The organism is Curtobacterium subtropicum (assembly GCF_030362975.1).
In the GTDB taxonomy this organism is placed as follows: domain Bacteria; phylum Actinomycetota; class Actinomycetes; order Actinomycetales; family Microbacteriaceae; genus Curtobacterium; species Curtobacterium subtropicum.
On record NZ_JAUCMM010000007.1, the window covers coordinates 184,873 to 200,378 of the forward strand.

A 15,506-nucleotide genomic window follows, 5' to 3' on the forward strand; every position below is an offset into this window, starting at 1 on the left:
CTGTCGGCCCGCCTCCACAGGCGGTCACCGGGGGCGCCTGGCTGTCGGCCGTCCCGGCTACCCTTGACCCGTGGTCACCGCCCTGTATCGCCGTTACCGGCCCGAGAACTTCGCCGAGCTGATCGGTCAGTCGCAGGTCACGGACCCGCTGCGGACCGCCCTGCGGACGAACCGCGTCAACCACGCGTACCTCTTCAGCGGACCGCGCGGGTGCGGCAAGACCACGTCGGCACGCATCCTCGCCCGCTGCCTCAACTGCGAGCAGGGGCCGACGGACACGCCCTGCGGCGTCTGCCCGAGCTGCGTCGAGCTCGCGCGCGGCGGCGGGGGATCGCTCGACGTCATCGAGATCGACGCGGCGAGCCACAACGGCGTGGACGACGCCCGTGACCTGCGCGACCGGGCGGTCTTCGCACCGGCCCGCGACCGCTACAAGATCTTCATCCTCGACGAGGCGCACATGGTGACGCCGCAGGGCTTCAACGCCCTGCTCAAACTGGTCGAGGAGCCGCCCGAGCACGTCAAGTTCATCTTCGCGACCACCGAGCCCGAGAAGGTCATCGGGACCATCCGCTCCCGGACCCACCACTACCCGTTCCGACTCGTCCCGCCGGCGACCATGCTCGAGTACGTCGAGCAGCTGTGCGAGCAGGAGTCGGTCTCCGTGGCGCCGGGCGTGCTGCCGCTCGTCGTCCGTGCCGGTGGGGGTTCGGTCCGCGACACGCTGTCGCTGCTCGACCAGCTCATGGCCGGCAGCGAGGACGGCGCGATCGCGTACGAGCGAGCCGTCGCCCTGCTCGGCTACACCGACGCCGCACTGCTCGACGACGTCGTCGACGCCCTGGCCGTCGCCGACCCCGCGTCGGCCTTCGCCGCGGTGGACCGCGTCGTGCAGACCGGTCAGGACCCGCGTCGCTTCGTCGAGGACCTGCTCGAGCGCCTCCGCGACCTGATCGTGGTCGCGGCGACGAACGAGAGCGCCGCAGCCGTCCTCCGCGGGATCTCCCCGGAGGAGCTCGACACCATGACCCGTCAGGCCGGGGTCTTCGGGGCGACGGCGCTGTCCCGCTCTGCCGACATCGCGAACCGCGCGCTCACCGAGATGACCGGTGCGACGTCACCGCGACTGCACCTCGAGCTCATGACGGCTCGCATGCTCGTGCCCGAGGCCGACGACACGCAGCGGGGGGCCCTCGCGCGCGTCGAGCGGCTCGAGCGGCGCGTCGGCGTCGGCGACGCCGGCGGACACGACGCCGCGGCGACCGCTGCGCCATCCACGTCGGCCGCTGACCGGTCCGCGTCGACGTCACGCTCGCAGTCCTCGACGCCGACGGCTGCCCGCGCGCCGCAGGCGGGTCCGGCAGCGGCGCCCGTGGGCTCGTCGGCGCAGTCCGTCCCGTCCGCGCAGTCCGGCTCGGCCGGGTCCGTTCCGACCGCTCCGCAGTCGAGCGCCTCCGCCGCGGCATCGAGCCAGGCGGCTCCGGCCGGTGCTGCGCAGGACCAGGCGGCACCGGCCGGGTCAGCGGACCCACGCGCTGCGGCTCGTGCAGCCGCAGCGTCCTGGGCAGCGGCCGTGCCGAGCACGGCCGGGTCCGTGCCGTCGACCGGGGCTGACGGGGCGACCGAGCAGCGTCCGGCAGCGCCGACGCCGCACGGACCCTCGGGAGCGGCGAACGCCTCGTCCACCGGGCAGGGCACCGCGGTCGGGGACGAGCCCGTGGTGCGACCGGTGAGCGCCGTGGGGTTCCAGCAGCTCCGCGACGCCTGGCCGCAGGTCGTCGAGCACGTCCAGCGCGCCCGCCGGTCCGCGTGGTCCGTGGTGGTCACGGCGCAGGTCACCGCCCTGCGCGACGACGTGCTCACCCTGACGTTCCCGAGCCAGCAGGACGTCGCCTCGTTCAAGGAGGCGTCGGATCCGTCGACGAGCGTGAGTGAACTGCTCCGATCGGCGATCATCGACGTGCTCGGCCTGCGGGTGAAGTTCGTCGCCCGCGGTCCGGGGCAGCAGCGTCCCGGCGGGGGACCCGGCGGTGACGGGGCTCCGCAGCAGCCGGGCGGTCGTCCGCAGCAGAGCGCGCAGCAGCAGGAGCCGGCACGGACGCCCGAGCAGCAGATCGCGGCATCGAGCACCGACCATGGGCGGCAGCCGGGGGCCGCCGGGCAGCCGGGGGCCGCCGGGCAGCCGGGGGCCCCCTCCCGGCAGTCGCCGTCGGCGCAGCAGCAGTCGACCACGCCCGGAACCGCCTCTCAGCCGCAGCCGTCGGGGCCGGAGCAGCAGCAGTCGGAGCAGCAGCCGCCGTCTCGGCAGCAGCCGTCCCAGCAGCAGGCCGCCCCGGCGTCCACCGGCCCGGTGACCGACTGGGTCGTCGCGGCGATCCCGGCGACGGACCCGACGTCCCGTGCTGCGCCAGGGCGCCCGGAGCCGGGTTGGTCCGCTCCGTTCGGCACGACGGACACGGGGGAGCCGGTCGCCCCGGTCGCACCGGTGTCCGACCCCGCCGCCGACGCGGCCCTCGCCGCGCAGCTCCGCCCGGCCTCGGCCCTGGGTGGCGCACCGGCACGTCCGACCACGGATGAGCCGCCGTCCGGCGACACGGCGGACAGCACACCGACCGCGCCCGGAGTCGCGGCGGCACCGGCACCGGCGCCGAGCCCGCGGTCGACACCGCTGGCCGCCGGCGACGTACCGGTCGACGACTACCCGCTCGACGACGACCCCTACGACGACGGAGCGCCGTTCCCCGACCCGGGCCCTCCGGCTGGCGGCAGAGCGGCAGCGCCCGCGCCTGGTCGTGCGGCCAGCCCGTCCCGGACCGGCGCACCGGAGCAAACGCAGCACGCCACGGCACAGCACGCCCCAGCACAGCACGCCACGGCACAGCAGGGCGCCGCACAGCAGACGGCCGCGCAGCAGGCACCGCAGACCCAGCAGCGGACGGCGCCGCCCCAGGTCCGCCGGACACCGGTGGCCGGCCGCTACGGCGAGGCAGTCGTCCGTGAGATCCTCGGTGCGCAGTTCATCGAGGAGACCGCCCTGCACGAGGAAGGCGCCTGATGTACGACGGCATCGTCCAGGACCTGATCGACGAGTTCGGTCGACTGCCCGGCATCGGCCCGAAGTCGGCGCAGCGCATCGCGTTCCACATCCTGCAGACCGAGTCGTTCGACCCGGCCCGGCTGTCGGAGCTGTTGGCCGAGGTCAAGGAGAAGGTCCGCTTCTGCGAGGTCTGCGGCAACGTCACCGAGAACGTCCGCTGCAGCATCTGCCGCGACCCCCGGCGTTCGCCGAGCGTCATCTGCGTGGTCGAGGAGGCGAAGGACGTCGCGGCGATCGAACGCACCCGCGAGTTCCGCGGGCTCTACCACGTGCTCGGCGGGGCGATCAGCCCGATCGACGGTGTCGGTCCGGACGACCTGCGCATCCAGCAGCTCATGACGCGGCTGGCCGACGGCACGGTGGACGAGGTGATCATCGCGACGGACCCGAACCTCGAGGGCGAGGCGACGGCGACCTACCTGAGCCGACTGCTGGTGCCGATGGGCATCCGCACCACGCGCCTGGCGTCCGGCCTGCCGGTGGGCGGTGACCTCGAGTACGCGGACGAGGTCACGCTCGGCCGGGCCTTCGAGGGCCGTCGCCTGGTCGGCGGCTGATCGCCCGTCGCGCAGGATCGTTGCGTCGAGCACGCCTCGCACGCAACATCCGCGGAACACCCTCTACGATTGTCAGACCGCGCGACCGTCGCGGAACCGTCGTCCCCGGGAGTACCAGCCAGTGGCCCTGATCGTGCAGAAGTTCGGTGGATCGTCCGTCGCGGACGCCGAGAGCATCAAGCGCGTGGCGAAGCGGATCGTCCAGACCAAGAAGGCGGGCAACGACGTCGTCGTGGCCGTCTCCGCGATGGGCGACACCACCGACGAGCTCGTCGACCTCGCGCACTCCGTGACGCCGATCCCCGCCGGTCGTGAGCTCGACATGCTGCTGACGGCGGGGGAGCGCATCTCGATGGCGCTGCTCGCGATGGCGATCAAGAGCCTCGGGGTCGAGGCCTCGTCCTACACGGGCAGCCAGGCCGGCATGCTCACGGACGCGCAGCACGGCAAGGCTCGGATCGTCGACGTGACGCCGAAGCGGGTGCGTGAGGCACTCGACGCCGGGCACGTCGCGATCGTCGCCGGCTTCCAGGGCTTCAACCGCACCACGGGCGAGATCACCACGCTCGGTCGCGGCGGGTCGGACACCACCGCCGTCGCCCTCGCCGCCGCGCTCGACGCGGACATCTGCGAGATCTACACCGACGTCGACGGCATCTTCACCGCGGACCCGCGCGTGGTGCCGAAGGCGAAGAAGGTCGACCGGATCACGAGCGAGGAGATGCTCGAGCTCGCCGCGTCCGGCGCCAAGGTCCTGTACATCCGTGCCGTCGAGTACGCCCGACGACACGGCGTCACCCTGCACGTCCGGTCCTCGTTCAGCAACGCCGAGGGCACCATCGTCTACAACCCTGCAGAGGGGGAAACCGTGGAAGAACCGATCATCACCGGCATCGCCGGAGACCTCTCCGAGGGGAAGATCACCGTCGTCGGCGTGCCTGACACCCCGGGCAAGGCCGCCGAGATCTTCACGATCGTGGCCCGCGCCGGCGCCAACATCGACATGATCGTGCAGAACGTGTCCGAGGCGGTCACCGGACGCACGGACATCTCGTTCACGCTGCCGAAGGACCAGGGCCAGGGCGTCCTGACCGCGCTCGAGGTCGCGAAGGCCGACATCGGCTACGAGGGCATCCAGTACGACGACCAGATCGGCAAGCTCGCGCTGGTCGGTGCGGGCATGCGCACGAACGCCGGCGTCTCCGCGGCGCTCTTCCGTGCCCTGCACGAGGCGTCCATCAACATCGAGATGATCTCCACCTCGGAGATCCGCATCTCGGTCGTGACCCGCGCCGACACCCTGAACGAGGCCATGCGGGTCGTGCACCAGGCCTTCGGGCTCGACGCCGACCAGGACGCCGTCGTCTACGCCGGTACCGGCCGCTGAGCACGGCCTCCGGACGATCCACGAGCAGGAGCACCACATGAGCACCACCGTCGCCGTCGTCGGCGCCACCGGCCAGGTCGGCGCCGTGATGCGTCGTCTCCTCGAGGAACGCGCGTTCCCGGCCGACCACGTCCGGTTCTTCGCCAGCGCCCGGTCCGCCGGGACGACGCTGCCGTTCCGCGGCGAGCAGATCCTGGTCGAGGACTCGGAGACCGCCGACCCGTCCGGCATCGACATCGCCCTGTTCTCGGCCGGGGCCACGGCGTCGCGTGCCCTCGCGCCGAGGTTCGCGGCGGCCGGTGCGCTCGTCGTCGACAACTCGAGCGCGTGGCGGATGGACCCCGAGGTGCCGTTGGTCGTGAGCGAGGTGAACCCGCACGCGATCGACGAGGCGCCGAAGGGCATCATCGCGAACCCGAACTGCACGACGATGGCGATCATGCCGGTGCTCAAGGTGCTGGACAGCGAAGCCGGCCTCCGCCGCCTCGTCGCGACCACCTACCAGGCCGTCTCCGGCTCCGGGCTCGCCGGTGTCGAGGAACTCCTCGGCCAGGCGCGCGCCGCACTCGAGCAGGACGCCGCGGCGCTCACCCACGACGGTTCCGCGGTGACCTTCCCGGAGCCGGTGAAGTACGTCCGCCCGATCGCCTTCGACGTCGTCCCGCTCGCAGGCAGCATCGTCGAGGACGGTCTGGGTGAGACCGACGAGGAGAAGAAGCTCCGCAACGAGAGCCGCAAGATCCTCGAGCTGCCGGACCTGCTCGTGGCGGGCACCTGCGTGCGCGTGCCGGTCTTCACCGGTCACTCGATCTCGGTGCACGCCGAGTTCGCGCAGCCGCTGTCGCCCGAGCGGGCGACCGAGATCCTCGCCGCCGCCCCGGGCGTCGAGCTGGCCGACGTGCCCACGCCGCTGCAGGCCGCTGGCCAGGACCCGTCCTTCGTCGGCCGCATCCGCGCCGACCAGTCCGCGCCCGAGGGGCACGGCCTGGCGCTGTTCGTCAGCAACGACAACCTGCGGAAGGGCGCCGCGTTGAACGCGGTGCAGATCGCCGAGACGATCCTCGAGCGGCGCGCGGTCACGGCGTAGCGACCACGGTCGCGAGCGCGACACCGGACGGACGGGAGGCCCGTGGCGACACCGCCACGGGCCTCCCGTCCGTCCGGTGCAGGTCAGCGACGCGCGCGCGCCCGCAGGCGACCGCGCAGCACGAGTGCTCCGGCGCCGGTGGCGACGAGGCCGACGGCAGCGAGGAGCGGTGCGGTGACGTCGGCACCGGTCCACGCCAGACGGTCGTGGGACCGCGCCGACGTCCGCGGAGCGCCCGGTGCGGATGCGTCGGAGGACGCCTGGTCCGCCGTGGCGACCGCCCCGTCACCCGGCGTCGTGCTACCGCCGGGCGACGCGGGTCCGGCCGGGTCCGTCTGGCCGCCGGTGTCTGCGTCGTCTCCCGGACCGGTCTCGTCGCCGGGGCCGGGGGTGCCGACGATCTCGACGAGGACGGTTGCGGGATCGGTGAGCTGGCCCGCGGGGGTCGAGCTCAGCAGCTCGAGTCTGTGCGTCCCCTCCGCCAGTGCTGCGCTCGGCGTGCAGGACCACCGACCGGCGTCGTCGGCGTCCCGATCCGCTGCGTCCGCCTCGCAGAGGACCTGGCCGTCGCGGAGGACGACGACGTGCGCCCCCGGTGTCGCGGTGCCGGTCAGGTCCGACCCGACCGGGAGCTCGGTCCCGTCGAGCGCGGGCGCCACGACGCGCCCCTCGGTGACGAGTTCGAGCTCGCCGCCGCTCGCGGTGAGCGCGAGGAGCGGCCCGCCCGGCTGCAGACCGAGGCTGAGGCCGTTCGCGGGCGACAGCGGGTCGTCCGCGGTGAAGCGCACCCGGTGCGGAGCCGTGGCGGTCGTCCGGACCTGCAGGCAGGCGGTCGGCGACGACACATCGGCGAGGATCGCGAAGGGCAGCCCCGGACCGTTGGCGGCCGCCAGGCAGTGCTCGCCGACGACGAGCGGCCCGGTGGTGTCGGGAGCCGGGTAGCGCACGGTGTCGGCGACCGCGGGCCGGGAGTCGAGCACGAGCTGGGCGCCGTCGTCCGCGACCGCGACGAACCCGTCGGAGCCGGGGACACGGAGCGTGCCCTCGAGCGTCGTCGTGGCGTCCGTCGTCGGGTCGACGGGCGTTGCGGCGTGGGCCGCGGTGCCGAGGACGAGCGGTGCGAAGGCGGCAGCGGACAGGAGTGGGAGCGCGACGAGTGCGGGCCGTCGGAGGTGGGACAAGGGCGGGACCTTCCGTGTCGGGGGAGCGGGACCACGACATGGTGCCATGCACGATGTGCAACATTTCACCACCGCCCGTCATGGTGACGGTTGCTCGGGACGGTGCGCGTCGTCCGAGCGTTCCCCGCACGTCCGCCCTCAGCGCGGGTCCGCGCCCCGGCTGGTCCAGCGGCAGTGGGTAGGATCGACGGGTGGCAGTGAAGCAGGTGGACCCCATCGACGTCGTCCTGGTCGGGGGAGGGATCATGAGCGCCACGCTCGGCGCGATCATCCACCGACTCGAGCCCACGTGGAAGATCCGCGTGTACGAGCGCCTCGGTTCCGTCGCGCAGGAGTCCTCGAACCCGTGGAACAACGCCGGGACGGGCCACTCGGCGCTGTGCGAGCTGAACTACACGCCGGAGATGCCCGACGGGCACGTCGACATCGCCAAGGCCGTCACCGTCAACGAGCAGTTCCAGGTCTCGCGGCAGTTCTGGGCGCACCTCGTCGAGACGGGCGCGCTGCCGCAGCCGTCGAACTTCATCAACCCGACGCCGCACATCTCCTTCGTCTGGGGAGCGGACAACGTCGAGTACATGCGCAAGCGGTACGAGGCACTGCAGGGCCACCCGCTCTTCGCCGGCATCGAGTACTCCGACGACCCGGTGCAGATCCGGAAGTGGGCGCCGGCGCTCATCCCGGGCCGCAAGAAGGACCAGCCGATCGCCGCGACGTACTCGGCTGCCGGTTCGGACGTCGACTTCGGGTCGCTCACGCAACAGCTCTTCGACGAGCTCGAGATCGAGGGCGTGGAGTTCGAGCCGTCGCACCAGGTGAAGAAGATCACCCGCTCGAAGATCTCCGAGGGGTGGGTGCTCGACGTCCGCAACGAGATCGGGAGGTCGACGCAGCGCATCGCCGCGAAGTTCGTGTTCGTCGGTGCCGGCGGCGGCGCCCTGCACCTGCTCCAGAAGTCGGGCATCCCGGAGATCCGTGGGTACGGCGGGTTCCCGGTGTCGGGCGAGTTCCTCCGGACCGACGAGCCCGAGGTCGTGCAGAAGCACTCCGCGAAGGTGTACGGCAAGGCCAGCGTCGGCGCTCCGCCGATGTCCGTCCCGCACCTGGACACCAGGATCGTCGACGGCAAGGCGTCGCTCATGTTCGGCCCGTACGCGGGTTTCAGCCCCAAGTTCCTGAAGCAGGGCTCGCTGTTCGACCTGTTCCGCTCGATCCGGCCGCACAACCTCCGGCCGATGCTCAGCGTCGCGTTCTCGAACTTCGACCTCGTCCGCTACCTGGTCGGGCAGCTCCTGGCGTCGAAGCAGACGAAGTTCGACGCCCTGCGCGACTTCATGCCGACGGCCCAGCCCGACAACTGGCACCGGATCACCGCGGGGCAGCGCGTACAGGTCATCAAGCCCGACCGCGAGAAGGGCGGCGTGCTGCAGTTCGGCACCGAGGTCATCACCTCGGCGGACGGCTCGATCGCGGGCCTGCTCGGAGCGAGCCCGGGGGCGTCGACGGCGGTGCCGATCATGCTGTCGATGCTGCAGCGGTGCTTCCCGGACCGCTGGGACGCCTGGGTCCCGATGGTCCGGACGATGGTCCCGACGTACGGCAAGGACCTCGGCGCGGACCCGCAGCTCGCCGACGAGACGCTCGAGCACACCGCGAAGGTCCTCGGCCTGCACCACTGAGGTCGCGCGCGACCGAGCTGCACGCTCACGCCTGGCTTGCAGTCCGTTCGAACGTGTGTTCGAATAAGGCCGTGCGGTGGAGCGGGCAGGCGATCGGAGCGGAGCGCGACGACGCGCTGCCCGGACTCGAGACGAACAGCGGGCTGGTGCGCAGTGTCACCACGCCGGAGTTCGCCGGGGTGACCTTCCACGAGGTCCTGGCGAAGAGCGCCCTGAACCGGGTACCGGCAGCCGACGGCAGCGGCACCTACGGGTGGACGATCAACCCCTACCGCGGGTGCAGTCACGCGTGCGTGTACTGCTTCGCCCGACCGACCCACACCTACCTCGAGTTCGACGGCGGTGCCGACTTCGACCAGCAGATCGTCGTCAAGACGAACGTGGCCGACGTCCTGCGCCGCGAGCTCCGGAAGCCGACGTGGGACCGGCACCCCGTGGCGCTCGGCACGAACACCGACCCGTACCAGCGGGCCGAGGGGCGCTACCGCCTGATGCCCGGCGTGATCCGTGCACTGGCCGAGTCGGGGACGCCCTTCAGCATCCTGACGAAGGGCACGCTGCTGCGGCGGGACCTCCCGCTGCTGGTCGAGGCGGCACGGAGCGTGCCGGTCGACCTGGCGATGTCGATCGCGGTGTACGACGACGAGCTCCAGCAGCAGGTCGAACCGGGCACGCCGACGACCGCTGCACGACTGGCGACCGTCCGGGCGATCCGCGACGCCGGGCTCGAGTGCTCGGTGTTCCTCATGCCGGTGCTGCCGTTCATCACGGACACGCGAGCGCACCTCGACGAGGCCATCGGTCGTGCCGCGGCGGCAGGTGCCTCGAGCGTCATGTACTCCGCACTGCACCTGCGGCCGGGCGTCAAGCCGTGGTGGTCGGCGTGGCTGCAGCGCACGCGCCCGGACCTCGTCGCCCGCTACCGCTCGATGTACCTCGACAACACGTACGCGCCCGCCGACTACCGGCGCTGGCTCGCGGAGCGGGTGCGCCCGATCCTCGCCGCACACGGCCTCGGCCTCGGCCGGGTCGATCCGACGACCGGGTCGATGGGCTTCAGCGACCGTCAGGCGCACCTCGTGCCTGATCGCGCGACGGCTGCCGGCATCACGAACGGGTACCGCGTCCCGGTGTCCCTCGACGAGCAGTCCCGCCCGACCTCGTCGCCGCTCAAGCGCGCGGACCCCGGCTTCGACCGACGCGGCACCGCGGCAGCGGTCGGCAGCGGGACCGGGCCGACCCTGTTCTGAGGAGCGTCCACCTTCCGCGTTCGGGGGACACCCTGTGTCGGTGATCGGCGGTAGCATCGAGCGGGTCGCCGGATCGTGCTCGTTTCGGGGTACACGGGCGGCCCGCACCGGCCGCGTGACCCGGCGACCGGACGACTCCCGGAAGGACCCTCGACCCGTGCTCGGCATCCCCACGCACCTCGCTCCGCGAGTGAACGCGTGGTCGACCGTGCGCGCGTTCCACGCGGCCGCGATCGGGTCCGTCGTCGCCGCGGCCGTGACACTGCTGCTGTACCGCACGGCCGAACCCGACGTTCGGGTCGCCGGGGCGGTGCTCGCACTCCTGCCGATGCTGGCGATGATCGGTGTGCACGTGCAGTTCGGCACGTGGCGCTCCGCCGTGGCGTTCCTGCTGACCGGCGGTGTGTGCACGTGGTGGTTCACGACGATCGTGCAGCGTGAGGTCCCCGCCGGGTGGGTGACGAGCTACCTGCTGTCCCTCGCGGTCATCCCCCTCGTGCTCGTGGGCGGCGCCGGCGCGGTCGCGAGCCGTGTCGTCGTCTGGTCGATCGGTGGGTTCCTGGTCGGCCGTCTCGCGACCGGGATCGCCGTGCTGCAGGCGGGCGGTCCGCCCCGACCGCTCGTGCTCGCCTGGATCACCCTGGCGTTCGTCGTCGCCCTCGTGCTCTTCACGAGCAGGAACACCGCCCGCTCCGAGCGGGTGCAGCCCGAGCTGCTCCGTTCCGCGCGCGAGGAGCACGTGTCCGCCTACCGCGCCGGCATCGAGGCCGAGGCCGCGGCGATCCTGCACGACACCGTCCTGAACCACCTCGGGGCCATCGCCCTGGCGCCCGAGGGACCCATGGACCCGCAACTGGCGCGGACTATCGAGGCCGACGTGGCGATGCTCACCGGCAAGCAGTGGCTCGCCCCGGCCGACCGGTCGGCCGAGCCGGACCCGGCAGCCGCCGGAGCGGAGTTCACCGCGATGGTGGACGAGCACCGTGCCGAGGGGCTCGCGGTCGCCGTCACCGGGGATCCCGCTGCCCTGGCGCGGCTCGACCCACCCGCGGCGACCGCCCTGCTGCGCGCCGTCGGTCAGTGCCTGGCGAACGTCCGGAAGCACGCCGGCACCGACGCCGCAGAGGTCAGCGTCTTCGACGACGGAGCGTCGTGCACCGTCATGGTGGTCGACGACGGTCGCGGGTTCGACGAGCAGGAGACCGGGGCCGACCGGATGGGGCTGCGTGGCTCGGTCCGTGAGCGCATCGGTCGCGTCGGTGGCGACGTCCAGGTGTGGTCGTCGCCCGGCTCGGGGACCAGCGTCATGATGTCGGTGCCCTACGAACGCCGGGACACCGCGCCCGGCACCGACGGAGCACGCACCGGCGGCGAACGCTCCGGTGGGGTGCGCACCAGCGGCGCGGCCTCGTTCGCCGTGACCGGGGAGTCTGACCGGGGGAGCACCCGGTGAGCCGCGTCGACGCGGTGCGCGCGGCCGTCCGGAGCGCCAGGACGGCGCAGCAGTGGGATCCCCTCGGCGCGATGGGCTCCCGCCCGCTCGCGGTCCTGCTCGGTGCCGCCGGGGTCCTCTGGGCACTGCTCGTGTCGGTGTTCGATCGTGACGTGGTGGGGAGCCCCACGCTCAGTGCGCTCACCGTGCTGCTGCTGGCGGCGTCCGCAGCGGTCGTCGTCACGGCGTCGTCGCCGTTCCGCGCCCCGTTCCCGCGGTGGGCCTTCGTGCTCCACGTCGTGCTGCTCGGCGCGGCGACGGTCGCCAGCGTCGCCGCGCAGTGGGGGCCGGACCGCAACGCGCTCAACGACTTCATGTCCCTGCTGACCGCGACCGGCATCGTCGTGGTCGCGCCGTACCGGCCGTGGCGCGACCTGGCCATCGGTGGCACCGTCCTCGCCGCGGTCGACGCCACGGCATGGGGGATCGCCGCGGCCACGTTCCCCCACCAGGTGCCCACGTCCGTCGCGGCCTTCCTCGCAGCGGCCCCGACCCTGGTCCTCACCGGCGCGTCGGTCGTCTTCGCGTGGACCTTCGGCGGCCTGGCGAGTCGCGTGCAGATCCGCGCGGGCTCGTACTCCGTGGCGCGCGCCGACCGGGACGGCATCGCGGCGAGCGTGCAGCAGGACCGCTCGGTCATCCTCGGCCGCGACGTCGCGCCGTTCCTCACCGAGCTCCGGACGCGTGACGAGATCACCGACGCCGACCGCGCTCGGGCCCGCGCGATCGCCGACGGCATCCGTCGCGCCATGGTCGCCGACGCCGACCGGACGTGGTTCGAGTACGCGGTGACCGTGGACGGCGGCTCCGCGGAGTCCGTCGACGACCCGGACGGACTCATCGCGACGCTCGACACCGACCAGCGCACGGTGGTCCGCACCTTCCTCCGCGCCGCGCTCGGGTCGGCGACGGTCGACCCGGCACGCCTCCGCGCGGTCGTCCGCCGAGCCGCCGAGGTCCGCCGTGCCGAGGAGCCCGGCGCTCCGCCCGACCGGGTCGAGGTCCGCCTGGAGCTCGCGGTCGACGACTCCGACGTCGGCATCCACCGCACCTTCGACCCGTACTTCGCGGTCCTCCGCGTGACCTTCCCCGACCTCGACGTCGCCGTCCGCCCATCGTCCCTCGCACTAAGGTTCTCCTATGACCAGCACTGACCCGAACCGGACCACGGAGGGCGTGCCCCCGCTCCCGCAGCCCGGAACCCGACGCGTGCGGCTGGCGATCCTCGACGACCACGAGGTGCTGCTCGACAGCCTGTCGAGCTGGATCGCCGTGAACGCCTTCGACTTCGACCTCGCCCTGACCGCGCACACGTGGCTCGAGATGGTGCACAGCGAGAACTTCCCGACGGACCTCGTGTTCCTCGACTTCCAGCTCAAGGAACCGGTGTCGATCGAGGCGCGCGTCCGTACCTGCCGGGCCGCCGGGGCGAAGGTCATCGTGCTGTCGAGCGTCGACAGCCGCGAGTCGCGGGACCGCGCACTCGCCGCCGGTGCCGCGGCGTTCCTGTCGAAGTCGCTGCCGATGCGCGAGGTCATGGACGTCGCGCGCGAGGTCATGGGCGTCTCGCGCGAGACCCCGCCGCAGCGCGACTGGCGGCCGCTGCCGACGGGCGCGAACGCCCACCAGCGACCGAAGCTCAGCGCTGGCGAGGAAGAGGCGCTCCGCCTGTACGTGTCGGGCTACTCGACGAACGAGGTCGCCGCGCAGATGAACGTGCAGTACGAGACAGCCAAGACCTATCTGCGTCGCGTGCGTGAGAAGTACAGCAAGGTCGGTCGTCCCGCGTCGAAGAAGTCGGACCTGATCCGCCGTGCCGCCGAGGACGGGTTCCTCGCGTAGTGGCGAAGCTCTACTTCCGGTACGGCGCGATGAACAGCGGCAAGAGCACCGGGCTCCTGCAGGCGGCGTACAACTACGAGGAGCGCGGGCAGCGCGTCCTGCTCGCGAAGCCGTCCGTCGACACCAAGGGGGACCGCGAGATCGTCTCCCGTCTCGGTGTCACCCGGGCCGTCGACGTCGTGTTCGCCCCGCACGACGACGTCCGGGCTGCGGTCGCGGAGGCGGGCGCGAGCGACCCGGAGTCGGACCGGCTCGACGGCATGGTGCGACCGGTGAGCTGCGTGCTCGTCGACGAGGCGCAGTTCCTCACCCCGCGCCAGGTCGACGACCTGCTCCGGATCGCCGTGCTCGACGAGGTCCCCGTGCTCGCCTACGGCATCCGCACGGACTTCCGGACCGAGGCGTTCCCCGGCAGCGCGCGGCTGCTCGAGGTCGCGCACTCGCTCGAGGAGCTCAAGACCATCTGCCGGTGCGGTCGCAAGGCGGTGTTCAACGCCCGGAAGGTCGACGGCCGCTTCGTCTTCGACGGATCGCAGGTCGCGATCGACGGCGTCGACGTCACGTACGAGTCGCTGTGCGCGAACTGCTACCTCAGCGAGTCCGGCGGACGGCTCGACGGCGAGCTCGCGCACTGACGCGGCCACTGACCCGGCCCGCGTCCGTCAGGTGACCCGCTGACGGACGGGAGGCTCGTGGCGGCGTCGCCACGAGCCTCCCGTCCGTCCCGTGGCCCGGAATGCGCGCAGGCCGGCGACGGTTGTCGTCTGCATGAGCGACGCCACCGTGCACCTGTCCGTCCTCGACCTGGCCACCCGCGAGTACGGTCAGTCGAACACCGAGGCCCTGCAGGGCTCGATCGACATGGCCGTGCACGCCGAGCACCTCGGCTACGAGCGCGTCTGGGTGGCGGAGCACCACGGCATGCCGGGCATCACGTCGTCCGCGCCGGCGGTCCTGCTCAGCGCGGTCGGCGCCGCCACCTCGCGGATCCGCATCGGCTCCGGTGGCGTCATGCTGCCGAACCACGCGCCGCTCGTGATCGCCGAGCAGTTCGGCACCCTGCGCGCGCTCTACGGCGACCGCGTGGACCTCGGGATCGGCCGGGCTCCTGGGACCGACGGTGCGACCGCCATGGCGCTGCGTCGGACCGACCGGCTCGACGTCGACGACTTCCCGCAGCAGCTCGCGGACCTGATCGGGTTCTTCACCGGGATGGACGCGTCGAACCCGCTGTCGCGCATCCGCGCGGTGCCGGGCTACGGCGACGTGCCGGAGTTCTGGCTCCTCGGCTCGTCGGGCTACAGCGCGCAGGTCGCGGGTACGCTCGGCGTGTCGTTCGCCTTCGCGCACCACTTCGCATCGGACAACACCGAGGCGGCGCTCGCGCTCTATCGAGACTCGTTCCGGCCGTCGCGCTTCCGGCAGACGCCGAACGCACTGATCGGCGTGCAGGTCGTCACCGACGAGGACCCTGCCGTCGTCGAGGAGCAGAGCGCTCCGGGCATGATCTCGTTCATCCGCATGCGGCAGGGGGCGAAGCCCGAACCGGTGTCGATGGACGAGGCGCGCGCGTACGAGTTCTCGGACCTCGAGCGTCGGTTCATCGCCGCGCGGACCGAGCGGCAGGCGTACGGGTCGCGGGACCAGGTCGCGGCGAAGCTCAACGAGCTGGTCGCGTCGACCGGGGCCGACGGGGTCATCGTCGCTCTGGGCGCTGCGCAGGCCCGCTACCGGCACCAGGCGCTCGACGTGGTGGCGTCGCTGCAGGCCGAGGGACGGTTGGTGCCGGCGGGCGCGACGGTCTAGCTGTGATGTCCAGGGACGTTGTGTCGTCGGGCGGTCGGTGACGCGCTGATCGAAGAAGGCCTCCCGGTGGTGGAGTGGAGCTGTCTAGGAACCGCTTCACCGACCAGGAGGCCTTCGTGTCCCACGCT

General features: G+C 72.4%; 12 protein-coding genes. 11 read left to right on the forward strand and 1 reads right to left on the reverse strand.

Annotation, left to right across the window (positions count from 1 at the left end; all coding sequences use genetic code 11):
* Window positions 1-70 precede the first annotated feature (70 nt).
* The 4 genes from QUG98_RS11565 (at window position 71) to QUG98_RS11580 (ending at window position 6,128) form a co-directional block, all read left to right on the forward strand.
* Window positions 71-3,055, forward strand: coding sequence for a DNA polymerase III subunit gamma and tau (locus QUG98_RS11565; protein WP_289470654.1), 2,985 nt, complete (start codon window positions 71-73; stop codon window positions 3,053-3,055).
* Window positions 3,055-3,654, forward strand: coding sequence for a recombination mediator RecR (recR, locus tag QUG98_RS11570; RefSeq protein ID WP_058729138.1), 600 nt, complete (start codon window positions 3,055-3,057; stop codon window positions 3,652-3,654). The genes QUG98_RS11565 and recR overlap by 1 nt, the downstream gene beginning before the upstream one ends.
* Window positions 3,655-3,775: 121 nt before the next feature.
* Window positions 3,776-5,041, forward strand: coding sequence for an aspartate kinase (locus QUG98_RS11575; RefSeq protein ID WP_058729137.1), 1,266 nt, complete (start codon window positions 3,776-3,778; stop codon window positions 5,039-5,041).
* Between the two features lie 37 nt (window positions 5,042-5,078).
* Window positions 5,079-6,128, forward strand: a complete 1,050-nt coding sequence (locus QUG98_RS11580; protein WP_289470655.1) for an aspartate-semialdehyde dehydrogenase — start codon at window positions 5,079-5,081, stop codon at window positions 6,126-6,128.
* An 83-nt stretch (window positions 6,129-6,211) separates the two neighbouring features.
* Here the strand turns inward: QUG98_RS11580 and QUG98_RS11585 are convergent, their stop codons facing one another.
* Window positions 6,212-7,309: a hypothetical protein gene (locus QUG98_RS11585; RefSeq protein WP_289470657.1), complete on the reverse strand. Its 1,098-nt coding sequence runs from the start codon at window positions 7,307-7,309 to the stop codon at window positions 6,212-6,214.
* 191 nt (window positions 7,310-7,500) lie between these two features.
* Here QUG98_RS11585 and QUG98_RS11590 point away from each other — a divergent pair, with 191 nt between their 5' ends.
* From QUG98_RS11590 to QUG98_RS11620, 7 genes are all read left to right on the forward strand, one after another.
* Window positions 7,501-8,988, forward strand: coding sequence for a malate:quinone oxidoreductase (locus tag QUG98_RS11590; protein WP_289470659.1), 1,488 nt, complete (start codon window positions 7,501-7,503; stop codon window positions 8,986-8,988).
* 71 nt (window positions 8,989-9,059) lie between these two features.
* Window positions 9,060-10,238 carry an Rv2578c family radical SAM protein gene (locus QUG98_RS11595; RefSeq protein ID WP_289470678.1) on the forward strand — a complete coding sequence of 393 codons (1,179 nt, stop codon included), beginning with the start codon at window positions 9,060-9,062 and terminating at the stop codon, window positions 10,236-10,238.
* Window positions 10,239-10,395: 157 nt separating this feature from the next.
* Complete coding sequence (locus QUG98_RS11600) at window positions 10,396-11,691, forward strand: sensor histidine kinase (protein ID WP_289470660.1); 1,296 nt, start codon at window positions 10,396-10,398, stop codon at window positions 11,689-11,691.
* Window positions 11,688-12,884 (forward strand): hypothetical protein, encoded by a 1,197-nt coding sequence (locus QUG98_RS11605; protein WP_289470661.1) that lies wholly within the window; start codon window positions 11,688-11,690, stop codon window positions 12,882-12,884. The genes QUG98_RS11600 and QUG98_RS11605 overlap by 4 nt, the downstream gene beginning before the upstream one ends.
* The gene (locus QUG98_RS11610; RefSeq protein WP_224441368.1) at window positions 12,871-13,572 is read left to right on the forward strand and encodes a response regulator transcription factor; all 702 of its coding nucleotides are present in this window, start codon (window positions 12,871-12,873) and stop codon (window positions 13,570-13,572) included. The genes QUG98_RS11605 and QUG98_RS11610 overlap by 14 nt, the downstream gene beginning before the upstream one ends.
* Window positions 13,572-14,207: a thymidine kinase gene (locus QUG98_RS11615; RefSeq protein WP_137767739.1), complete on the forward strand. Its 636-nt coding sequence runs from the start codon at window positions 13,572-13,574 to the stop codon at window positions 14,205-14,207. The genes QUG98_RS11610 and QUG98_RS11615 overlap by 1 nt, the downstream gene beginning before the upstream one ends.
* A gap of 133 nt (window positions 14,208-14,340) precedes the next feature.
* Window positions 14,341-15,378, forward strand: coding sequence for an LLM class flavin-dependent oxidoreductase (locus QUG98_RS11620; RefSeq protein WP_289470662.1), 1,038 nt, complete (start codon window positions 14,341-14,343; stop codon window positions 15,376-15,378).
* Window positions 15,379-15,506: the final 128 nt, after the last annotated feature.

What these genes read in the sequence shown, in the direction of transcription:
- recR (WP_058729138.1), top strand. Translation starts at nt 3,055, where the DNA reads ATGTACGACGGCATCGTCCAGGACCTGATCGACGAGTTCGGTCGACTG.
- QUG98_RS11620 (WP_289470662.1), top strand. Translation starts at nt 14,341, where the DNA reads ATGAGCGACGCCACCGTGCACCTGTCCGTCCTCGACCTGGCCACCCGC.
- QUG98_RS11580 (WP_289470655.1), top strand. Translation starts at nt 5,079, where the DNA reads ATGAGCACCACCGTCGCCGTCGTCGGCGCCACCGGCCAGGTCGGCGCC.
- QUG98_RS11610 (WP_224441368.1), top strand. Translation starts at nt 12,871, where the DNA reads ATGACCAGCACTGACCCGAACCGGACCACGGAGGGCGTGCCCCCGCTC.